Origin of the sequence: Shewanella amazonensis SB2B, assembly GCF_000015245.1 — a bacterium.
GTDB classification, from domain to species: domain Bacteria; phylum Pseudomonadota; class Gammaproteobacteria; order Enterobacterales; family Shewanellaceae; genus Shewanella; species Shewanella amazonensis.
On the sequence record NC_008700.1, the window covers coordinates 3,275,465 to 3,293,602 of the forward strand.

Annotated in this window: 14 protein-coding genes; 8 read left to right on the plus strand and 6 right to left on the minus strand. The window is 55.4% G+C overall.

The genetic code is table 11. From position 1 onward, the window contains the following. Positions 1–145: 145 nt before the first annotated feature. From SAMA_RS14340 to SAMA_RS14365, 6 genes are all read left to right on the plus strand, one after another. The gene (locus SAMA_RS14340; protein WP_041410486.1) at positions 146–847 is read left to right on the plus strand and encodes a tRNA1(Val) (adenine(37)-N6)-methyltransferase; all 702 of its coding nucleotides are present in this window, start codon (positions 146–148) and stop codon (positions 845–847) included. 65 nt (positions 848–912) lie between these two features. Next, a complete protein-coding gene (gene srmB / locus SAMA_RS14345) occupies positions 913–2,754 on the plus strand; it encodes an ATP-dependent RNA helicase SrmB (protein ID WP_011760850.1) in 1,842 nt (613 codons plus the stop codon). A gap of 214 nt (positions 2,755–2,968) precedes the next feature. Next, on the plus strand, positions 2,969–4,177 hold the full coding sequence (locus SAMA_RS14350; protein WP_041410489.1) for an efflux RND transporter periplasmic adaptor subunit: 1,209 nt from the start codon (positions 2,969–2,971) through the stop codon (positions 4,175–4,177). Next, on the plus strand, positions 4,177–7,380 hold the full coding sequence (locus SAMA_RS14355) for an efflux RND transporter permease subunit (protein ID WP_011760852.1): 3,204 nt from the start codon (positions 4,177–4,179) through the stop codon (positions 7,378–7,380). The genes SAMA_RS14350 and SAMA_RS14355 overlap by 1 nt, the downstream gene beginning before the upstream one ends. A gap of 133 nt (positions 7,381–7,513) precedes the next feature. Then, positions 7,514–8,152, plus strand: a complete 639-nt coding sequence (locus SAMA_RS14360) for a TatD family nuclease-associated radical SAM protein (RefSeq protein ID WP_011760853.1) — start codon at positions 7,514–7,516, stop codon at positions 8,150–8,152. Positions 8,153–8,243: 91 nt separating this feature from the next. Continuing rightward, positions 8,244–10,463 (plus strand): PAS domain-containing protein, encoded by a 2,220-nt coding sequence (locus tag SAMA_RS14365; protein WP_011760854.1) that lies wholly within the window; start codon positions 8,244–8,246, stop codon positions 10,461–10,463. Here SAMA_RS14365 and SAMA_RS14370 read toward each other — a convergent pair. From SAMA_RS14370 to SAMA_RS14380, 3 genes are all read right to left on the minus strand, one after another. Continuing rightward, positions 10,453–11,856 (minus strand): hypothetical protein, encoded by a 1,404-nt coding sequence (locus tag SAMA_RS14370; RefSeq protein WP_011760855.1) that lies wholly within the window; start codon positions 11,854–11,856, stop codon positions 10,453–10,455. The two genes, SAMA_RS14365 and SAMA_RS14370, sit on opposite strands and share 11 nt — an antisense overlap. A gap of 89 nt (positions 11,857–11,945) precedes the next feature. Further along, complete coding sequence (locus SAMA_RS14375; protein ID WP_011760856.1) at positions 11,946–12,461, minus strand: hypothetical protein; 516 nt, start codon at positions 12,459–12,461, stop codon at positions 11,946–11,948. Then, positions 12,454–13,209, minus strand: coding sequence for a winged helix-turn-helix domain-containing protein (locus tag SAMA_RS14380; protein WP_011760857.1), 756 nt, complete (start codon positions 13,207–13,209; stop codon positions 12,454–12,456). Before SAMA_RS14380 ends, SAMA_RS14375 begins: the two co-directional genes overlap by 8 nt. Positions 13,210–13,613: 404 nt before the next feature. Here SAMA_RS14380 and SAMA_RS14385 point away from each other — a divergent pair, with 404 nt between their 5' ends. Then, on the plus strand, positions 13,614–14,432 hold the full coding sequence (locus tag SAMA_RS14385; protein ID WP_011760858.1) for a cytochrome c3 family protein: 819 nt from the start codon (positions 13,614–13,616) through the stop codon (positions 14,430–14,432). Positions 14,433–14,441: 9 nt separating this feature from the next. Further along, the gene (locus SAMA_RS14390) at positions 14,442–14,969 is read left to right on the plus strand and encodes a hypothetical protein (RefSeq protein ID WP_011760859.1); all 528 of its coding nucleotides are present in this window, start codon (positions 14,442–14,444) and stop codon (positions 14,967–14,969) included. Positions 14,970–15,058: 89 nt separating this feature from the next. On the opposite strand, the gene SAMA_RS14395 is transcribed toward SAMA_RS14390, so the two are convergent. The 3 genes from SAMA_RS14395 to SAMA_RS14405 all read right to left on the minus strand — a co-directional run bounded on the left by SAMA_RS14395 (position 15,059) and on the right by SAMA_RS14405 (position 18,030). After that, positions 15,059–15,463, minus strand: coding sequence for a hypothetical protein (locus tag SAMA_RS14395; RefSeq protein ID WP_157608340.1), 405 nt, complete (start codon positions 15,461–15,463; stop codon positions 15,059–15,061). Positions 15,464–15,626: 163 nt separating this feature from the next. Continuing rightward, positions 15,627–17,054: a sodium:proton antiporter NhaD gene (nhaD, locus tag SAMA_RS14400; protein WP_041409882.1), complete on the minus strand. Its 1,428-nt coding sequence runs from the start codon at positions 17,052–17,054 to the stop codon at positions 15,627–15,629. Positions 17,055–17,289: 235 nt separating this feature from the next. Next, entirely contained in the window at positions 17,290–18,030 is a 741-nt protein-coding gene (locus SAMA_RS14405) for a DUF481 domain-containing protein (RefSeq protein ID WP_041410492.1), read from the minus strand. Between the last annotated feature and the right edge of the window lie 108 nt (positions 18,031–18,138).

Genomic DNA, 18,138 nt, shown 5'->3' on the forward strand with positions numbered 1-18,138 from the left:
GCAACAGCGGCCATAAACAAGGTCAGACCAGAGGGCAATAGTCAGCGTCTTATTGTGGACGTTTCCGGGGCTTTTGTGGGGATGGACGCTTGATTCTGGTACCATGCCGCCACTGGATAGCGATTGTTTATTTGGCTCAGACACCATGGGATTCAGTTTTAAAGCGTTTCACGTTGATGATTTCGGTTGCGGTATGCCCGTCAGCACAGACGCCGTGCTTCTGGGGGCCTGGGCCAATCTTGATGGGGCAGATGCGGTGCTCGACCTGGGTGCCGGCAGTGGTCTGTTGGCTCTGATGGCAGCCCAGCGCTGCAAGGCGCCCATCACCGCCATTGAAATAGACCCGGTGGCCGCCAGTGCGTGTCGCAGTAACTTCAGCGCCAGTCCCTGGCCCGATAGGATAAACCTGATTGAAGCCGATGCCACTGATGCAGAGGCACTGGCAGGCAAAGTGTTCACTCACATACTCTGTAATCCGCCCTACTTTGAAACCGGCCCCTTGTCAGAAAAACCCGGCAGGGCCCAGGCAAGACACACCGGCAGCCTGGGATTTTTAGCACTGTGCAAGCTGATAACGACCCATTTGAGCACCGAAGGCATTGCCAGCCTGGTGTTACCGGTGGAAAGTGAGCAAGCCTTCAGGCAAGCACTCACTCACCTCGGGCTCGGCATCAGGCAGCGGGTTGAGGTCAGTACGGTTGAAGGAAAAGCGCCACGGAGACTGCTCTTGGCGGTCAGCCAAGGAGAGGACAGTTATCAGCATGAACACCTGGCCATCAGGGACGTTCATGGCTGCTACACTGAGGCCATGACGGCCCTGACCAGGGACTTTTACCTGAAACTGTAACTCCTGGTTTCAGTAACCGATTAAAGCACCTATAATACCGCGCCTGTTAGAGTAGGAATGCCACCATGCTATTTGAAGATTTCCAATTGGACCCCGAGCTGCTGGAGTCCCTGAAAGCCATGGGGCACAACACCCCCACCACCATTCAGCGTATGACCATCCCCCTTGCCATGGAGCAAAGGGATATTCTGGCGCGCGCTCCAACAGGGACTGGCAAGACTGCCAGCTTTTTGCTGCCTGCGTTGCAGCATCTGATAGATTTCCCCCGCCGTCGTCCGGGTCAACCCCGGGTGCTGGTATTAACCCCAACCCGTGAGCTGGCAAGCCAAATCCATCGCTACGCCAGCCATTTGGCCACCAATCTGGAATTGGACATCAAGCTGATCACCGGTGGTGTGCCCTATGGCCCACAGGAAGAGATGCTCAAGAGTAACGTCGATATCCTGGTGGCAACCCCGGGTCGCCTGTTGGAGTACCTGGACAAGGGCCATTTCAGCGCCGAACTGGTGGAAGTACTGGTTATCGATGAAGCCGACCGCATGTTGGATATGGGCTTTGGCGAAGTGGTGAAAACCATCGCCGTGGAAGCCAGTGGCCGTAAGCAGGCCATGCTGTTTTCCGCCACTCTGGAAGGTGGCGGCGTGGGCAGCTTTGCCCGCGAGCTCCTGAACGAACCCATGTTTGTTGAGTCTGAGCCGCCCCGCAGTGAAAAAGCCAAAATCCATCAGTGGATACATCTGGCCGACGACAAAGACCACAAGTTTGCCCTGCTGACCCATCTGCTCAAGCAGGAAGAAGTCAAGCGGGCCATTGTTTTCTGTAAAACCCGTGACGTTGTGGCGTCGCTGGAAGGCCAGCTGCAACAGGCAGGTATTGCCTGCGCCTTTATGCGCGGCGACATGGATCAGAAAAAACGTTTCCAGGCACTGGGTCGCTTTACCAAGGGTGAAGTGAACGTGCTGCTGGCCACCGACGTGGCTGCACGGGGTATCGACATTGAAGACATCACCCATGTCATCAACTTCGATATGCCACGCTCCGCCGATACCTATGTGCACCGCATTGGCCGTACCGGCCGTGCAGGTGCCAAGGGCACCGCCATTTCTTTGGTGGAAGCCCACGACATGCGCATTCTGGGCAAGGTCGAGCGTTATATTGAGCAGCCGCTCAAGCGCAGGGTGATTGAAGAGCTGCGCCCCAAGCACAAGGAAGCCAAGGTGCCCACCAAGAAAAAGGTCAAGGCCAAGGATGCCAAAGCCAAGGCCAAAAATGCCAAGCCCAAGGCAGCCCCCGGCCGTGGTCCGGCTACACCCAACGCCAAGACCGCAGACAGCAGGGGCGGCGACAACGTCCGTTCTGGCGGCAGAGCGTCGACGCGCCGCACTGGCACTGATGAGAAGGGCGACGGTCTGGACAAACACGAGCGCCGAGGCCATGACAAGCAGGAACGCAGAAGTCACGATAAGGGCGATACGGGCCGCAGCCAACATGGCGCACGTGAGCGTACTGAAGGCCAGAGTTATGCCTCCAGAGACGGCAATCCCCGTGGCGCCAAGCGCGAAGTCGGTGAAAAAACGCCCCATAGCCGTAGCGACAAGCGTCACCAGGATACTGACCGTCAAAGCGCCAGAGGTTATCAATCGACCGAGCGCAGCCCAGCCCAGGGCAAAGCGCGCAGTGGCTCGCAGAGCAGCGATCGCGCCAATGCTGAAGGAAAACCACGTTATAACGCCCAGGGCAGTGAGCGTAACGGCTCCAAGAGCAGCGATCGCGCCAATGCTGAAGGAAAACAGCGTTATAACGCCCAGGGCAAGGACGGTAAACGCAGTGAGAAAAGCGGCGACTACCGCTCGTCTGCTCCCAAAGGTAGCGGCGGCAAAAGCCGCAAACCCTCAAAAGCGGATTAACAGCACAAAATGCGGATAAAAACAGGGGCCTGGTGCCCCTGTTTTATTTTGGCGCCGAAAAGCCAAACGCCCTGCCCACAAAGGTAGCCCCGATTAGACCTGGCCACCTCTTCGATAAAAATCAGATACATTTCTGTTACAAAAACTGATTGGTATAGCAAGGCGCTTTTGGTACCTTAGGCCCCGTTACCTGTATATGGACAAGCGGGCCCCTATGAGCACTATGTTAAGACGTATCCTCCCCTTTATTATTCTCGCGCTGTTTATTCTGGCCGCCATGGTACTCATGGCCACCAAAGAAGCCCCCGAGCAGAAAGCCGAAGAAGCCAATTTGCCAATTATTGAAGTGGCTGAGGTGAAACAGGAAACGCTGTCTCTGAATCTGCCTTCTTACGGGGTGGTTATGCCAAGGCATAAAACACAGCTGGTGGCCGAAGTGCAGGGGCGTCTGACAAGTGTATCCCCTAATTTTGTCGCTGGCGGTGTGGTGAAAGCCGGTGACCAACTGGCGGTGATTGAGCCGTCAGACTATCAGGCCGACCTGATGCAGGCCGAAGCTTCACTGGCACAGGCTACCGCCGCACTCAATGAGGAAATCGCCCGCGGGGAAGTGGCCAAAACCGAATTCAAGGGATATGACAAGGGTGTCCCCCCGGAACTGGGTTTGCGTATTCCACAGCTGAAAAAAGAACAGGCCAATGTGAAATATGCCGAAGCGGCACTGGCCCGCGCCAAGCGTAATCTGGAGCGCACCGTTATCCGCGCGCCGTTTGACGGCATAGTCAAAGCCCGTGGTGTCGACCTGGGGCAATACGTCACCCTCGGCACCAAGCTGGGTGAGCTATACGATACCAGTGTCGCCGAAATCCGCCTGCCACTGGCCAATGCCGACCTCGCCTATCTTGAGTCGGTAGACAACCCCGACACCGAAGTGACCCTGACAGCCTCCCTGGCCGGTCGCGAAGTGGTATGGACCGGTGACATAGTGCGCAGTGAAGGGGTAATCGATGAAGGTAACCGCATGGTCTATCTGGTGGCGGAAATTCCAGACCCTTACCTGCGCAAGCATAAAACCCAGGGCCAACTGCCGCTCAAGTACGGTACCTTCGTCAACGCCATCATCAAGGGCCGTACCGAGGACGGTATAGTGCGTCTGGACCGCCATCTGGTGCGTGAGGGCAAGGTGCCGGTCGTTCGCAGCGACAACACCCTGGAGCTGCGCGACGTGAATGTTGTGCGCTCGGATCTGAACTACGCCTACATCAAGGGCAGCCTCAAAACCGGAGAGCGCGTTTCCTTGACCAACACAGGCACCCTGTCCACTGGTCAGATGGTGAAAATCCGCGGTGAAGAAACCCCAGACAGCACCAGAGACAGCGAGGCGCCCGCCGATGAGCGTCTGGCACAGGCAGGGGATAAGTAATGGACACCCACAAAGGTATAATTGCGTGGTTTGCCCGCAACAGTGTGGCGGCCAACCTGCTGATGATAGTGCTGCTGGTTGGCGGCCTATTCAGCACCCAGCTGATTAACAAAGAAATATTCCCAAGCTTCGAACTGAACCTGCTCAGAATTTCCGTCGCCTATCCCGGCGCCGCACCACAGGAAATCGAAGAAGGGATCAACATCAAAATCGAAGAAGCCATTCAGGATGTTATCGGCATTAAAAAGCTGACCTCGGTGGCAAGCGATGGTGTGGGCAGTATCACCATCGAAGTGGAAAACGGTGTGGACGCCAAAACCGTGCTGGATGAGGCCAAGCTGCGTATCGATGCCATTTCCACCTTTCCGGCCAACATCGAAAAACCCAACATTTATCAGATAAAGCCTGAAAACAACGTAATTTGGCTGTCTGTGTATGGCGATATCAACGCCCACGAGATGAAAGAGCTGGCCAAAAATATTCGTGACGAAGTGGCCGCCCTGCCCTCTGTCACCCGCGCCCAGGTTGCCGGTGCCCGCAATTACGAAATCGGCATCGAAGTGTCGGAAAACAAGTTGCGTGAGTATGGCCTCACCTTCACCCAGGTGGCCATGGCGGTGCAAAACTCCTCGCTTGACCTGCCCGGCGGTGCCATTCGCGCCAAAGACGGCGATATTCTGCTGCGTACCAAGGGACAGGCCTACACCGGCGAAGACTTCTCCAGCATAGTGGTTGCCACCAGCAAAGATGGCAGTCGCATCATGCTGCCGGACGTCGCCACCATCAAGGATGATTTCGAAGAGCGCCTCGACTATACCCGCTTCAACGGCAAACCCGCGGTGATAGTGGAAGTTCTGAGCGTAAAAGATCAGGACGCCGTGGCCATCGCCAAGGATGTGAAGGACTACATCGCCGAGCGCAAACTCAGTTTGCCCGCCGGTGCCGAGCTCGATTACTGGGGCGATTTGACCCACTACCTCAACGGCCGCCTCAATATGATGCTGTCGAATATGACCATGGGTGCCCTGCTGGTGTTTGTGATCCTGGCGCTGTTCCTCGATTTGAAACTGGCATTCTGGGTGATGGTGGGGATCCCCGTGTGTTTCCTTGGCACCCTGCTGCTGATGCCGGTAGAACCCTTTGCCCTTTCCATCAATATGCTGACTCTATTTGCCTTTATTCTGGTGCTGGGGATATTGGTGGATGATGCGATTGTGATTGGGGAGAGCGTCCACACCGAGGTGGAACGCCACGGTCACAACATGGACAACGTCATTCGCGGTGCCCAGAAGGTGGCCATGCCCGCCACCTTCGGCGTACTGACCACAATCGCGGCCTTTATTCCCATGTTGATGGTGGATGGCCCCATGGGGATCATCTGGAAATCCATCGGTATGGTGGTGATCCTCTGTCTGGCGTTTTCTCTGGTGGAATCCAAGCTTATTCTGCCCGCGCATCTTGCCCATATGAAGCCAAACACCAAGGAGCCTTCGGGCCCACTCGGCCGCATGAAGCTGCGATTCAATGAGCGGGTAGCCCACTTTATTCACCACAGCTACAAGGCGTTTCTTGAGCGTGCCATTCACAACAGATACAACTGGCTGGCCGGCTTTACCGGGGTCTTGATCCTCTCCATCGCCCTGGTCGCCAGTGGTAAGGTGCGCTGGGTATTTTTCCCCAGCATTCCCTCTGACTTTGTGCAGGTAAATCTTCAGATGGAAGAAGGCAGCTCAGAGGACAACACCCTCAAGGCGCTGCAACAAATCGAAGATGCCCTCTACCGCATGAACGGTGAAATGGAGCAAAAGTACGGTGAGCCGGTGGTGAAACACAGCTTCTTCAATATGAACTCCCGCACCAGTGCCTTTATCTTTGCCGAGCTGACCAAAGGGGAAGACCGCGAGCTGGATGGCAACGCCATTACCGACGCCTGGCGTGACGCCCTGCCAGAAATGGTGGGCGTGAAGAAATTGTCCATGAATGCCACCACCAACGATGCCGGTGGCGATGTGGCATTCCGCCTGTCATCCAACGACCTTGAGCAATTGTCGCTGGCCGCCAAAGAGCTTAAAACCAAGCTGGCAAGCTACGAAGGCCTGTACGATATCGCCGACAACTATTCCTCCGGCAGCCATGAAATCCGCCTGAAAATTCGCCCCGAGGCAGAGGCCCTCGGTCTGACACTGTCAGATCTGGCACGCCAGGTACGCTATGGCTTTTATGGCTACGAGGCCCAGCGCATTTTGCGCAACAAGGAAGAAGTGAAGGTGATGGTGCGCTATCCACTGGAGCAGCGCCGTACCGTGGGCCATCTGGAAAACATGCTCATCCGTACGCCCGATGGCAGCGCAGTGCCTTTTGCCAACGTGGCCGAAATCGAGGTGGGCGACTCTTACTCGGCCATTACCCGGGTAGATGGTCGCCGTGCTATCACCATCACGGCCGCCGCCAACAAGGACAAGGTCGAGCCGGGCAAGGTGGTCGCCGAGATTCAGAAAGACTTTATGCCAGTGCTCAAGCAAAAGTACCCTCATATAGACACCTCCCTCGATGGTCAGAGTCAGGAAGAGGCTGATGCCATTTGGGGTCTGCTGCAGGGTTTGTTCTTTGCCCTCTTTACCATCTATGCCCTGATGGCTATACCGCTGAAGTCCTACAGCCAGCCGATGATCATCATGTCGGTGATCCCCTTTGGCATGATTGGCGCCATCATAGGTCACCTGCTGCTGGGCTTGTCCCTCAGCGTCCTCAGCCTCTGTGGTATTATCGCCCTGGCCGGTGTGGTGGTGAACGACTCGCTTATCCTGGTGGACTTTGTTAACCGCGCCCGGGCACAGGGTTTTGCCCTGCGTGAAGCCGTGGTCAATGCTGGCTGCTTCCGTTTCAGGGCAATCATTCTGACCTCGCTGACCACCTTCTTTGGCCTGGTGCCCATCATCCTTGAGCGCAGTTTGCAGGCACAGATAGTGATCCCCATGGCCACCTCACTGGCGTTCGGGATCCTCTTCTCCACCGTGGTGACCCTGATATTGGTGCCCTTGCTGTATGTGATACTGGCCGACTTTGCCAGTATTGGCCGCCGCCTGTTCAACTGGTGGTGGCAGCCAGGCCAGGGGCACAATGAGCATGGCGCTGCTGCCGGGCAGGGTACAGAACAAGGTGCATCGCTGACGCAGTCCCTCGAGGGGGCAAAACACGACTGACGCAGGAATGTTGCCTGCATCCCAAAAAGGGAGAGCACAAGCTCTCCCTTTTTGATCCCGGGAACATTTTGAATAAACCGCCTCTGCTAGACTGCCCCCAAGTTGCCCCCATGCCCCAGGCAGTCACAACACCATGAATTCAATGGACGCCACCGCCGCTCACCACACCTCCCCAAACGCCACTCTCGTTTACGATATTCGCCACAGCCGCTACCTCAATATCACCGGCCGCTGCACCCTCAGATGCGGCTTTTGCCCCAAACAGCAGGGCAGCCGCCAAATACATCAATATCAGCTGGCATTGGACAAGCAGCCCGGTGTCGATGACTTGTTGCCCTTGCTTGGGGATGTGGACACCTTTGATGAATATGTGTTTTGTGGCTATGGCGAGCCTACGCTGAACCTGCCTACCCTGCTCGGGGTTGCCCGCGCCATCAAGTCGCAGGGCGGCCGCATCAGGGTCAATACCGATGGCTTGGGAAACCTGTTTCATAAACGCAATATACTGCCGGAACTGGCCGACTGCGTGGATGCGCTCTCAGTATCCCTCAATGCCCAGGATGAGTTCACCTACCTGAAACACTGTCAACCGAGACTCAAAGGTTCCTGGCAGGCGGTGAATGACTTTATCCGCATGGCACCGGCTTACATCAAACGCGTCGAGGTTTCCGCCATCGATGGCCTGCCCGGAGTCGATATCCCGGCCTGCCGCGCGCTGGTGGAAGCGGCGGGCTGCACCTTCAAGCATCGCAAGCTGGATATCATGGGATAGGTTTGTCCCGTCAAACTGAGGGAGCAGGCCTGTACCGACGGGGGAATCGTGTTAACATGATGCCCACTTTTAGCCCACATTTACCGCTCGCATGCTCAAACCCAACACCGGATTATCGTCGCTTTCCTCCCTGCTGACCGATGAACAAAGCGTTCGCTGGTCGCATCAACGTATGCTGGCCATTGCCAGTCAGTTGGCGATGCTGGTGATAAGCGTAGTGTTGGTGATTAATGTCATCATCACCCTGGGTGAGCGCAGATTGCAGCAGGAATGGGCGACCCAAAGATACAGCGAGCTCCAGTCTGTCGGCACCATGATTGCTGACAAGGTCACCTTCCAGCAGTTCCGTACCCAAACCTTTGCCCGTGGCGAACTGCTGCGCCAGTATCTCGACAGCGGCGATGAGAGCCTGAAGGAAAAGCTGCTGCTGCAATGGACCGGGCTGCAAAAGAACATGCCCGAACTCATGGGTATTGCCCTGTTCAATGCCAACGGCGAGTTTCTGTTTGCATCAACCGATATATTCGGACGCCAAACCCTGCCGCCATCACTGCTGGGCGGTGCCCGCAACATGGGTGGCAACGAAATCTACAGCTCCCCCATGGAGTTCCTGTCAGTCAACGGCGAGCTCGAACCCTATATGTATCAGCTGGCCTGGCTTGAAAACCCCGATCAGACCGTGCGGGGCTATCTGGTGACTTATAACTCCATGCTGCGCACCCTGGACATGGTCAAACCCGCCCTCAGTGCCACTCAGCAACCCATGATGATGTTCGATACCCAGGGACTCATGTATGCCGGCCCCAGCGATGCCCCCCTGCCCAGGCTGCCCGAAGGTTTGAGTGGCAGTCTGCGTCAGAGTTACCCCGCTCTGTGGCGACAAATGGCCATGAGCAACTTTGGCCAGTTCCACGGCGATGACGCCACCTTTGTGTATCTGAAAGTGGACCTCACCACCCAGTATGAAACCCGCCGTGAATATTTTTTGGTGTCTTACATCCGCAACGATGACATTGCCTCCCGCTTCTCCCAGTGGCAGACCATCCTGGTCATAGGCGCCATCATACTGACACTGCTGGCGGCGGCCGTAGTCATACTCACCCACCTTTACCGCCTCGAGCAGCGCGCCCGTCACAACAGCATCCAACTGGCAGCCGATCTCTTTACCGGCGAAGAAGGTCAGCTGCTGGTGAATGATAAGGGCCGGGTTCTGAGTGCCAACCCCAAGGCTGGCAGCTTGTTGAATCTTGCGGCCAACCAACTGACAGACCGCAGTCTGCAGCGTTGTTTGCAGCTGGATGATGAAAACTTCGAGAAAATTATTGCCACCGCCAAGGCCAAGGGAGAATGGCGCGGAGAAGTGAGCCTGGATGAACTTCCCGGGGCCGTGCTCCGGGTGGTGCTGCGTTACACCCGCGCCAACACAGAACGCCAGCGCTATTTCCTGGTTAGCCTCAATGACATCAGTGAGCTGGCCCAGAGCCGCCGCGAAGAATCACTGCACAGACTGTTGGCCGACAGCGCCGTGGCCACGGCCCTGACCCGGGCAGACGGTACCCTGCTGAAATTCAACAGCGCCTTCGAACAGTTACTGGAATTCAACGAGCCCCTCGGTGCCAATCTGGCGGATATTCTGGAAAATGACCTGGGTAACCAATGGCCACGCATCACGCAAATGGTGGCCATGCAAGGCAGCTGGCAGGGGCAAATTCTGTGCACCAACAATGCCAGCACCTGTTTGCAGGCAACCCTCAAAGGCCATCTCGACGATGAGGGCGATATTGAGTATTTGGTGTGTACCCTGGAGCAAGCCAGCAGCCGCAATCGCGGCCGTGAGAACAGCCAGCTCATCCCCAACCGGAGCACCATCCTGGCGAATCTGGAAGACCTGGAACGCTACTACGATGCCCTGGGCGAGCAAAGCCGCAATCACTCCTGCCTGATGCTGATGGACATTAGCCCTGCCGGTATGCTCAGCCATATGAGCGATATTGGCCAGCTGGAAAAGCGCCAGGAGGAGGTTGAGACCTTGCTGCTCAAAGAGCTGCCGTCCAATTCACAAATTTCCCAGTGGCAGCTGGGCAAGCTGGTGGTCATACTGCCGGGTACCGACAGCAATGCCGCCCATAAGTATGCAGTGGATGCGCTGGACTCACTCAACAGCCTGGGGCTGGGCGAAGGTATCTCCATTGGCATTGCGGCCCATCAGTCCGGGCAAAACCTCGAAGCCTTTATCAGCCACGCCGAAATTGCCCTCAAGCGCGCCAAACAAACCGGCGATCAGAAGATCTGTCAGGCTTTTACCCGCTGACGCCCAGCAGCTGTTCCGGCAGGGATTTTTCACTGACGCTGATAATCCCACTGCGGTTTAAGGTTACCTTGTATCTGGCATAGCGGGGGGCCTTGCGTCCTTCGCGGTACACCAGCACAACGTTGATTTGATAACGTCGTTCGGCGGTTTCGGCGCAGATCCCCTCTTCGGTTTCACGGAACACCTTCACCTTACCCCGCTCCAGATAACGCACAAAAGGCACCAGACTGAATGACACCTGTTCTGAGAGAGTGTCATAACCAGCTAAAAATCCCTCGTCATTTACCTTGGTCGAAATACCATAGTGCAGATATTCCGCCTCCAGGCGGTTTTGCTGATGGCGCCGGCTCAAAATTTCTGTCACCGCCAGTGGTAAATCCTTGCTGCGAACGAAGTCCAGCCACACTTGCTGGCGGGCCACCACCTTTTGACTGGAGGTGTCGCGCAGCAATCGGCTCCAGCGGGGGCGACCGCGCTGAATAACCCGCCACATGGCGTTGCGAATGTCTTCTTTAAAGATTTCCCGGAAACCGTAGATCACCGCCAGGGTCAACAGCAAACTCATGGTCACGCCGCTGAATACCCCCTGGGCCTTGATGATAAGTGCCGATACCACCAGCATCACCAGACCCGTGGCGAGGCCTGTGACAAATTTCTTCAAGCCCACGCCCAGGGGTTTGAGTTCTTCTTTGAGTACCACCCCCTGCTGGATAAGGCGCCTGAGCAGCAACATCTTATTGGAAATTCGGTTGTGGTCCGATTTGGTTTTTTCTGAATTATAGTGGCGGCTGTCACGGTAAAGCGCCTCGGCACGGCACAGCGACAGTACGGCTTCACGCACGGTATTTGGGCCTTCGGCATCCTCGGCGGGAATATCCGGTGCATGCATCATGAGCTGCAGTAATTTTTGCTCACAGTGCCACGACAGATAGTTGTCGGCATGCTCAAACCAGGGTTTCCATTTGGGCTCTGTGGGCTCGCTGCGGCGGAATTTTTTCAAAATGGCGCCCACCTGCTCCCCGAGTTCGCCCAAACGGGGATAAAACTCCTCGGCGGTTTTAAGCTGCAGCAGCTCCTTGGTGTCGTTTTCCATGGCTACTGCAAACTGATAGGCAAAGAGGTTCAGATAGAGCCTGAATTCCTCCATGGTGCGCTTATTGAGGCTGACAAAGCGGCTTTGCACCAATGGCAGGTGCAGACCATCGGAATAATAGGCCCGCCGCCCGAGAATGGCGCTGTGGAAATACTCTTCTTCATCGAGGCTTTCGGGCCCAATGCCCATTTCCTTGGGCAGGGCAAAATAGAGGTCCAGCCGGCAACTGTCGTTGGCGCCGAGCTGATGGGAAAATTTAATGGAAAGTGCGTCTTCTTGCTTGAGTTGAATATTGGCCACAGGGCTCCTCTATGCCAGGCTGGTGAAATTCCTGCGATTTCTGCCGCCAGCCCAACAGACTTTACTCACCCAGTTTGCCAAATCCGCCCTCAGTGGATCAACCGGCAACCGCAAACCGTATTACTTGGCTGAAACAGCACTATGGCATAGTCACGGGCCTTATCCAGCTCCAGGATCTCCAGCTCCATCTCATGAAGTCCCTTGCCGGACAGATTCAAGCCACTGACGTAGGACACATAGTTCATGTGCATGGGGTTGGGGGCACCGTTTTTGGCAGCTTTCTCTTCTTTGCTGTGAATGGCAATGCTGTATCTGTTGCCCGCTCCGGCAGAGGTTTTAAGCTCACCCTCCATACTGATGCTGCCCGCCAAACTGCCATCGAGATTGAAGTAACGGTAATGCATCTGCGCCCGTTTACCCTTGGTGACCAGATCAACCAACAGATACTGCTTGGCCTGGGCGCCATCACTGGGCTCGTAGAGTTCCGATGAGCAGTTCAGCAAGGTGGTTTCTGCGCCTCGGGTTAAGCTGAAAATGGTGCCCAATGCCAGCAACAGCAGCAGCAAAATGCACAGGTTGATGCTCCAGATCCAGGCTCTAGTCACAGATGTCCACCTCTCTGAGCCAGTCGGGACTGATAAACCGCCTGGGGCTGCGGCCATCGCTAACTTTCAGGTTTCGTACCACTGCCTGCCCCAAATAATCGCCCCTCAGGGTGAGATTCAATACCCGGGAGTCGTGGCTTAACGACATAAACACTTCGCGCCAGCGGGAATGGCGACAATCACCCAATACAGATGCCAGCTCGGACGCTTTTTCAAGCAAGAGGGTATTGTTACTGCGGGAATGGGCATAAAGCACCAACTTGACCATCTGGCCGTCGGCCTGCACCACCGACTGCACCTTTAGCGGTGCTGTGGGGGACATTTCCCCCACCCGCAGGGCAAAATAGCCACCGGCAAACAGGGATGCCAACATCAACAACGCCGGGATCCAGATGGGCACAGGCCCCAGACGGCGGATTGGCAGCCGCCTCTTGGCCGGCACTGGGGCTGTCATGGGGGTCAGGTGCAATCGATACCCCTGCCCCTTGACGGTTTCAATCAGCAGTTCGCTGCCGGGGCCAAGAAAGGAGCGGATCATGAACACAGCCCGTGCCACCGATGAATCACTGAGCTCGCCATGTTCATCGTCGCCCTGACGCAGCTCTGCCTTGGAGACCACCCGATCGGCCTGGCTCAGCAAGAGTCGAAGCACCTGCGCTTCCGCCCGGGGCAAATGCCAGACGTCACCGGAGGCGCGATTAATCAGCTCCCCTTTGGCATCATCAAACCAGCAATTACCCAATTGCATCAGGATCCCTCACTCAAAATACCCGGCCATTTTACCCTGTGGCTGAGCGAGGGACTGTGATCTGGATTAAGTGACGCATCTTTACCAAAAATGAGAGAATTCTGAAAAATTGTGATATTGAACAATATGTTGAATGAACAAATGGCCGAGTGCGAATACCATTGAATGCCGCTGAATTTACATGAATATTACAAATAAGGTGACTTGGCGCCATTTCTACCCGCTGCAGTACATCAAGAAGGAACGCCTTAATCGATCAGACCTTTTATGCCCAACGGATTTCGTCAGCTGGCTTCAAGCGCGCCAAATCACAGTCTTCCTTTTCGTGCCCGACATACTGATGCCAAGGCCCCAGGGGCCCTTGTATCACAACACCCTTGAAGCACAACAAGAGGAAAAACAGCATGAAAATCGACAGACGACAGGCGCTCGGACAAATTATCGGACTGGGCAGTGCAGCAGGCCTTGGCCTGGTCAGTACTTCACTGATGGCGGCAACCGACGAGAACGGTAACTATCAGCTCGCCCTCGGTGAAAAACTCAAATATGTACCGCTGGATCCCATGGCCACCGCCAAGCTGGCCTATGAAACCGGTGGCGGCTGTATGCACCAGGTATTCCATGCCACTGTCACCATGTTGGCCAATTCTGCCAGTGTGGATGCCGACAAGTTCAAGTCCATTCCCACCGCACTTGCAGGTTATGGTTTTGCCGGGGTAACGGGTCAGGGCACCCTGTGTGGTAACCTCAACGCCATTGGTATGCTGGTCAATCTTCTGGACGACATCAACGGACAGAACGCCGCCGTGATTGGCGCTGCCTTCCGTTGGTATGAAAACACCAAACTGCCATTGGATACTGCGGAATTTATTGCCGGTATTGGCTCTACAGCTGAAAAGACTGAACTGGTTGTCAGCTCATCGGTAGCTAACAGCGTATTGTGCCACTCCTCCATCAGTAACTGGTCCAAGGCATCCGGCAAAACCTTCAGCCAGAAAGGCGAGCGCTGCTATCGCTTGTCTGCTTCCATGGCCTATCACCTGGTTGAACTCCTGAACCGTGCCTACAAGGGCGAAGTCATTTCCGGTATCCCTGAAGCCAAACCTTCCGAAGAAGCCCAGCGCTGCCAGACCTGTCACGGCAGCACAGAGACCATGGGCCCGGCGGCCAGCGTTAAAACCGACATGGAATGCACCACCTGTCATACCGGCCACTTCAATTAAGGGGGCGCCATGAAACCAAGACTTATCTACCCGCTGCTTGCGACACTGCTTTTGGGTGCCTGCGGCAGCGACAATGACCCACAGGAGCCCATCACACCCGAGCCACCCCAGCCACCGGTGGCTGAGGTAGTGCATGTGGATGAGGCTGAGACGATTGCCCTTGAAGTGGTCAGCTTTGAGCCTCTTTCCGGTGCCGTGGAATTCACCCTCAAGAACGAGGCAGGACTTGCCATCACAGGCGCCAGTCAGTATGAGCTCATCTATTTCGGCTTACCGCCCGAAGAAAATGCCTCAAACAATGCCAAAGCATGGAAGCGTTGGCACGTTTCCCAGAGTTTCCGCTGTGGTGAAGATGCTTCCGCCTGTGAGGGGGTATTAACAGAGGCCGACACCAAAGGACGCTACCTGTTTGAAGCGCAGGGACTGGATTGGAGCCAGGATGCTCCGGAAGGTACTCTCAGCCGATACCGGTTGGCCATTACCCTTCAGGGCGCCAAAGCCAGCAGTGACATGCAATTTGTCGCAGACGCGCCGTAATGCGATAACGGGGGTCAAGTCCGCCTCACGCCCCCGACTTTTTTTTCCTTACAACGGATAGTGCTCAGGCACTATCCGTTTTTTTGTCGTTAAGACCAGATAAGCAGTACCAGCAACACTGCCAACATGCCCAGACAGGCAAGTGCAAAACAATGAAGCCAGGACAAGCCTCTGACAGGCCTCGAAAAAAGCCGTGCGATGGGACGCATCCCAGAGTGCAGTAAATAGCCCTCGCTCCCTACCTCTTCGAGCAGGTAACGCCAATCGGGCCCCATCAGCATCCCCAGCGAGCGCATTTCCCGCTCCAATTTACGCTCATTGGCCCCCACTTGCTTGAGGGCACCACGCAAGCTTGAGCGGGATACCACTCGCCCCCGCTCGGCGCCGAGCATCAACAGCAAGGCCCCTTGAGCCTGGGTCAGGGTATGACGTCGCCCATCGGTGAATTCGAGTGTCAGGGTGCTGGCCGTGAAATGGGCCTCACCAATTTGCATGGGTTGCATATCCGAAAAGTAATAATGCCCTCAGTATAGAGAATCCGTTATCCCTGGGGTGTGATCCCGTTTAAGCACTGAGGAGGAAAAAGCAGAATTTGTGAGCGTCACCGGATTACAAGAGATACAAATACTTACCCTTGTAATCCGATATAGCTAACCGTCAATGAAAGGTTGCGGCGTTCAACCACATGTGCACCAGAATGCTCGCGACGTACCCCAGGGCAATCACAGGTGTCCACTTGAGATGAGTGCCGAAGGTGTATATCCCACGCGCCTGCCCCATGAGTGCCACCCCGGCGGCGCTGCCAATAGACAGCAGGCTGCCGCCCACACCGGCGGTCAGGGTAACCAGCAGCCACTGCCCCAGTGCCATATCCGGATTCATGGTCAGTACGGCAAACATCACAGGGATATTGTCCACAACGGCGGACAACAGGCCGACCGTGATGTTGGCATAGGTGGCATCCCAATGGGTATACATGGCTTCAGATACCAGGCTGAGATACCCCATAAAGCCCAGACCTCCCACACAGAGCACCACCCCGTAGAAAAACAGCAGGGTATCCCATTCGGCGCGCGCTACCCGGCTGAATACATCGAAAGGAACCACGTTACCCAAGTAAGTCAAACGCTCCCGGTTTTTCTCGGCTTCGGCCTTGGCAATCGCCTTGGCAACGGAGTGGTTGAAGGTTTTGCGCAGGAAAAAGCCAAAGAATTGCAGGAATCCAAGGCCTGTCATCATCCCCAGCACAGGTGGCATGCCCAGCATAGAATGCGCCAATACTGCTGAGGCGATGGTCAGTAAAAACAAGGCGACAATGCGCTTGGCACCGCGGCGCATAAATACCCGCTCCGATACGGCTGCAGGCCGCTCGTTACCGATAAAAAAGCTCATCACCAGCGCCGGCACCATAAAGTTCACAACGGCAGGAATGAAGAGGTCAAAGAACTCACCAAAGGGCACTATGCCCTTTTGCCACACCATCAGGGTGGTGATATCACCAAAGGGACTGAAGGCGCCGCCTGCGTTGGCCGCAACCACAATATTGATACAGGCAATGCCGATAAAGCGACGATTATCGCCACCGACCTTCATCACCACGGCGCACATCAGCAGTGCCGTGGTCAGGTTATCCGCCACCGGCGAGATAAAAAAGGCCAGAATGCCACAAAGCCAGAACACCTGGCGCAGGCTAAAGCCCCGACTCACCATCCAGGCACGCAAGGCATCGAACAGGCCGCGCTCTTCCATGGCGTTGATATAGGTCATGGCCACCAAGAGGAACAGCAGCAGCTCAGCATATTCCAGCAGGTTGTGCTTAAAGGCCTCTTCAGCCACCTGAGGCATGCCATGCTGAGAATAGACAAATCCCAACATGCCCCAGATAATCCCGGCAGCCACCAGCACCGGTTTGGACTTGCGCAGATGCAGCTTCTCTTCCAGCATCACCAGGATATAGGCCAATACGAAAATCGTGATGGCCAGGTATCCCACAGTGGCGCCGGTCAAATCGAGCCATTCACCACCGCTACCACTGCTTGCCAAAGCCGCAGGCGCAAACAGCGCCAACATGAAAGAAATCGCCATCCCTGCGATACGATGGACTCCCCCATTCAAATGCTTTGCCTTCATAGATTGCCTTTGTTGTTATGATCTGCGCTGAAATTAGCACGACACTCACGGCCAGAATCTTGACTGAGCGCAACTTTCATTGAATAAGCTTTATCTGAATCACGTAAAAATTCATTATTTTTTTACATTTACCTACAAGGTGGTAATAAAAAAAGCGCCCAATGGGCGCTTTTTTCTGAACGGCTGAATTTTAGAAAGAATACAGCAGTGTCATATTGGTTTCTGTGTCTGTGCTCTTTTTACCATCCAGTGGCTCACTGTTGTAACGCACAATCACAGCGAACTTCATCGCCAGTGCACCAACAATATTGGCCGTCAGCGAGGTTTCAGAGCGTGCTTCCAGCTGGTCGCCATAGTCGGCAACGATAAGTTGCTTGAACTTGGAAGAGTCACTGATCTTGGTTTCAAAGTTCAGCACACCGTGGGCCACCACGCTGTCTTCGGAGCTGTAACCCAGCAGAGCACTCTGTTCGTCATCCAAGCGGCGATACTGGTAACCGGGACCCACTTCCATGGCCAGAGTGGTACTTTCAGTGTCGATAAAGCGATGACCATAACCCACGGCGCCGGTGAGCTTATAGTCATAACCGGTAAAAGGGTCCTGCTCATAGTTGGCGTTGGCAAACAGGTAGTTGTTATCGTCAAACTTATAGTTACCCTGGGCACCGGCAAAGTAACGCTCGGCCGTCACTTCGTCAGTGTCTTCCTTGTAGAGCGCTTCCAGTGTGTACTCGTTTTCCCAGTTACCCAGTTCATGCTTGAGCCCGAGACGGCCCTTGAGTGACGTGGTGTCTGTGTTGCCTGTGGTCAGAGTGGCACCCAGTTCGGCTTCACCGGCAAAGGTCTTGTCGCCTTCCACGAAGTCAGCACCGGCCATGGCGGCAAAAGGTGTCGCCGCCGTCAGGGCTGCGGCAATCAGCAGTTTGTTCATCATTCTCTTATCCTTATCAGGTGTTTTCGCTCCCAAAAATCGCCGCACATGGTACCACCTGAGGCCGAAAATGCGAAATACACCACAAAATCCGGCATTTGACTGAGG

Coding starts and splice junctions, on each gene's coding strand:
- SAMA_RS14340 (WP_041410486.1), top strand. CDS start 146: ATGGGATTCAGTTTTAAAGCGTTTCACGTTGATGATTTCGGTTGCGGT.
- srmB (WP_011760850.1), top strand. CDS start 913: ATGCTATTTGAAGATTTCCAATTGGACCCCGAGCTGCTGGAGTCCCTG.
- SAMA_RS14350 (WP_041410489.1), top strand. CDS start 2,969: ATGAGCACTATGTTAAGACGTATCCTCCCCTTTATTATTCTCGCGCTG.
- SAMA_RS14355 (WP_011760852.1), top strand. CDS start 4,177: ATGGACACCCACAAAGGTATAATTGCGTGGTTTGCCCGCAACAGTGTG.
- SAMA_RS14360 (WP_011760853.1), top strand. CDS start 7,514: ATGAATTCAATGGACGCCACCGCCGCTCACCACACCTCCCCAAACGCC.
- SAMA_RS14365 (WP_011760854.1), top strand. CDS start 8,244: ATGCTCAAACCCAACACCGGATTATCGTCGCTTTCCTCCCTGCTGACC.
- SAMA_RS14380 (WP_011760857.1), bottom strand. CDS start 13,209: ATGCAATTGGGTAATTGCTGGTTTGATGATGCCAAAGGGGAGCTGATT.
- SAMA_RS14385 (WP_011760858.1), top strand. CDS start 13,614: ATGAAAATCGACAGACGACAGGCGCTCGGACAAATTATCGGACTGGGC.
- SAMA_RS14390 (WP_011760859.1), top strand. CDS start 14,442: ATGAAACCAAGACTTATCTACCCGCTGCTTGCGACACTGCTTTTGGGT.
- SAMA_RS14395 (WP_157608340.1), bottom strand. CDS start 15,463: ATGCAAATTGGTGAGGCCCATTTCACGGCCAGCACCCTGACACTCGAA.
- nhaD (WP_041409882.1), bottom strand. CDS start 17,054: ATGGCGATTTCTTTCATGTTGGCGCTGTTTGCGCCTGCGGCTTTGGCA.
- SAMA_RS14405 (WP_041410492.1), bottom strand. CDS start 18,030: ATGAACAAACTGCTGATTGCCGCAGCCCTGACGGCGGCGACACCTTTT.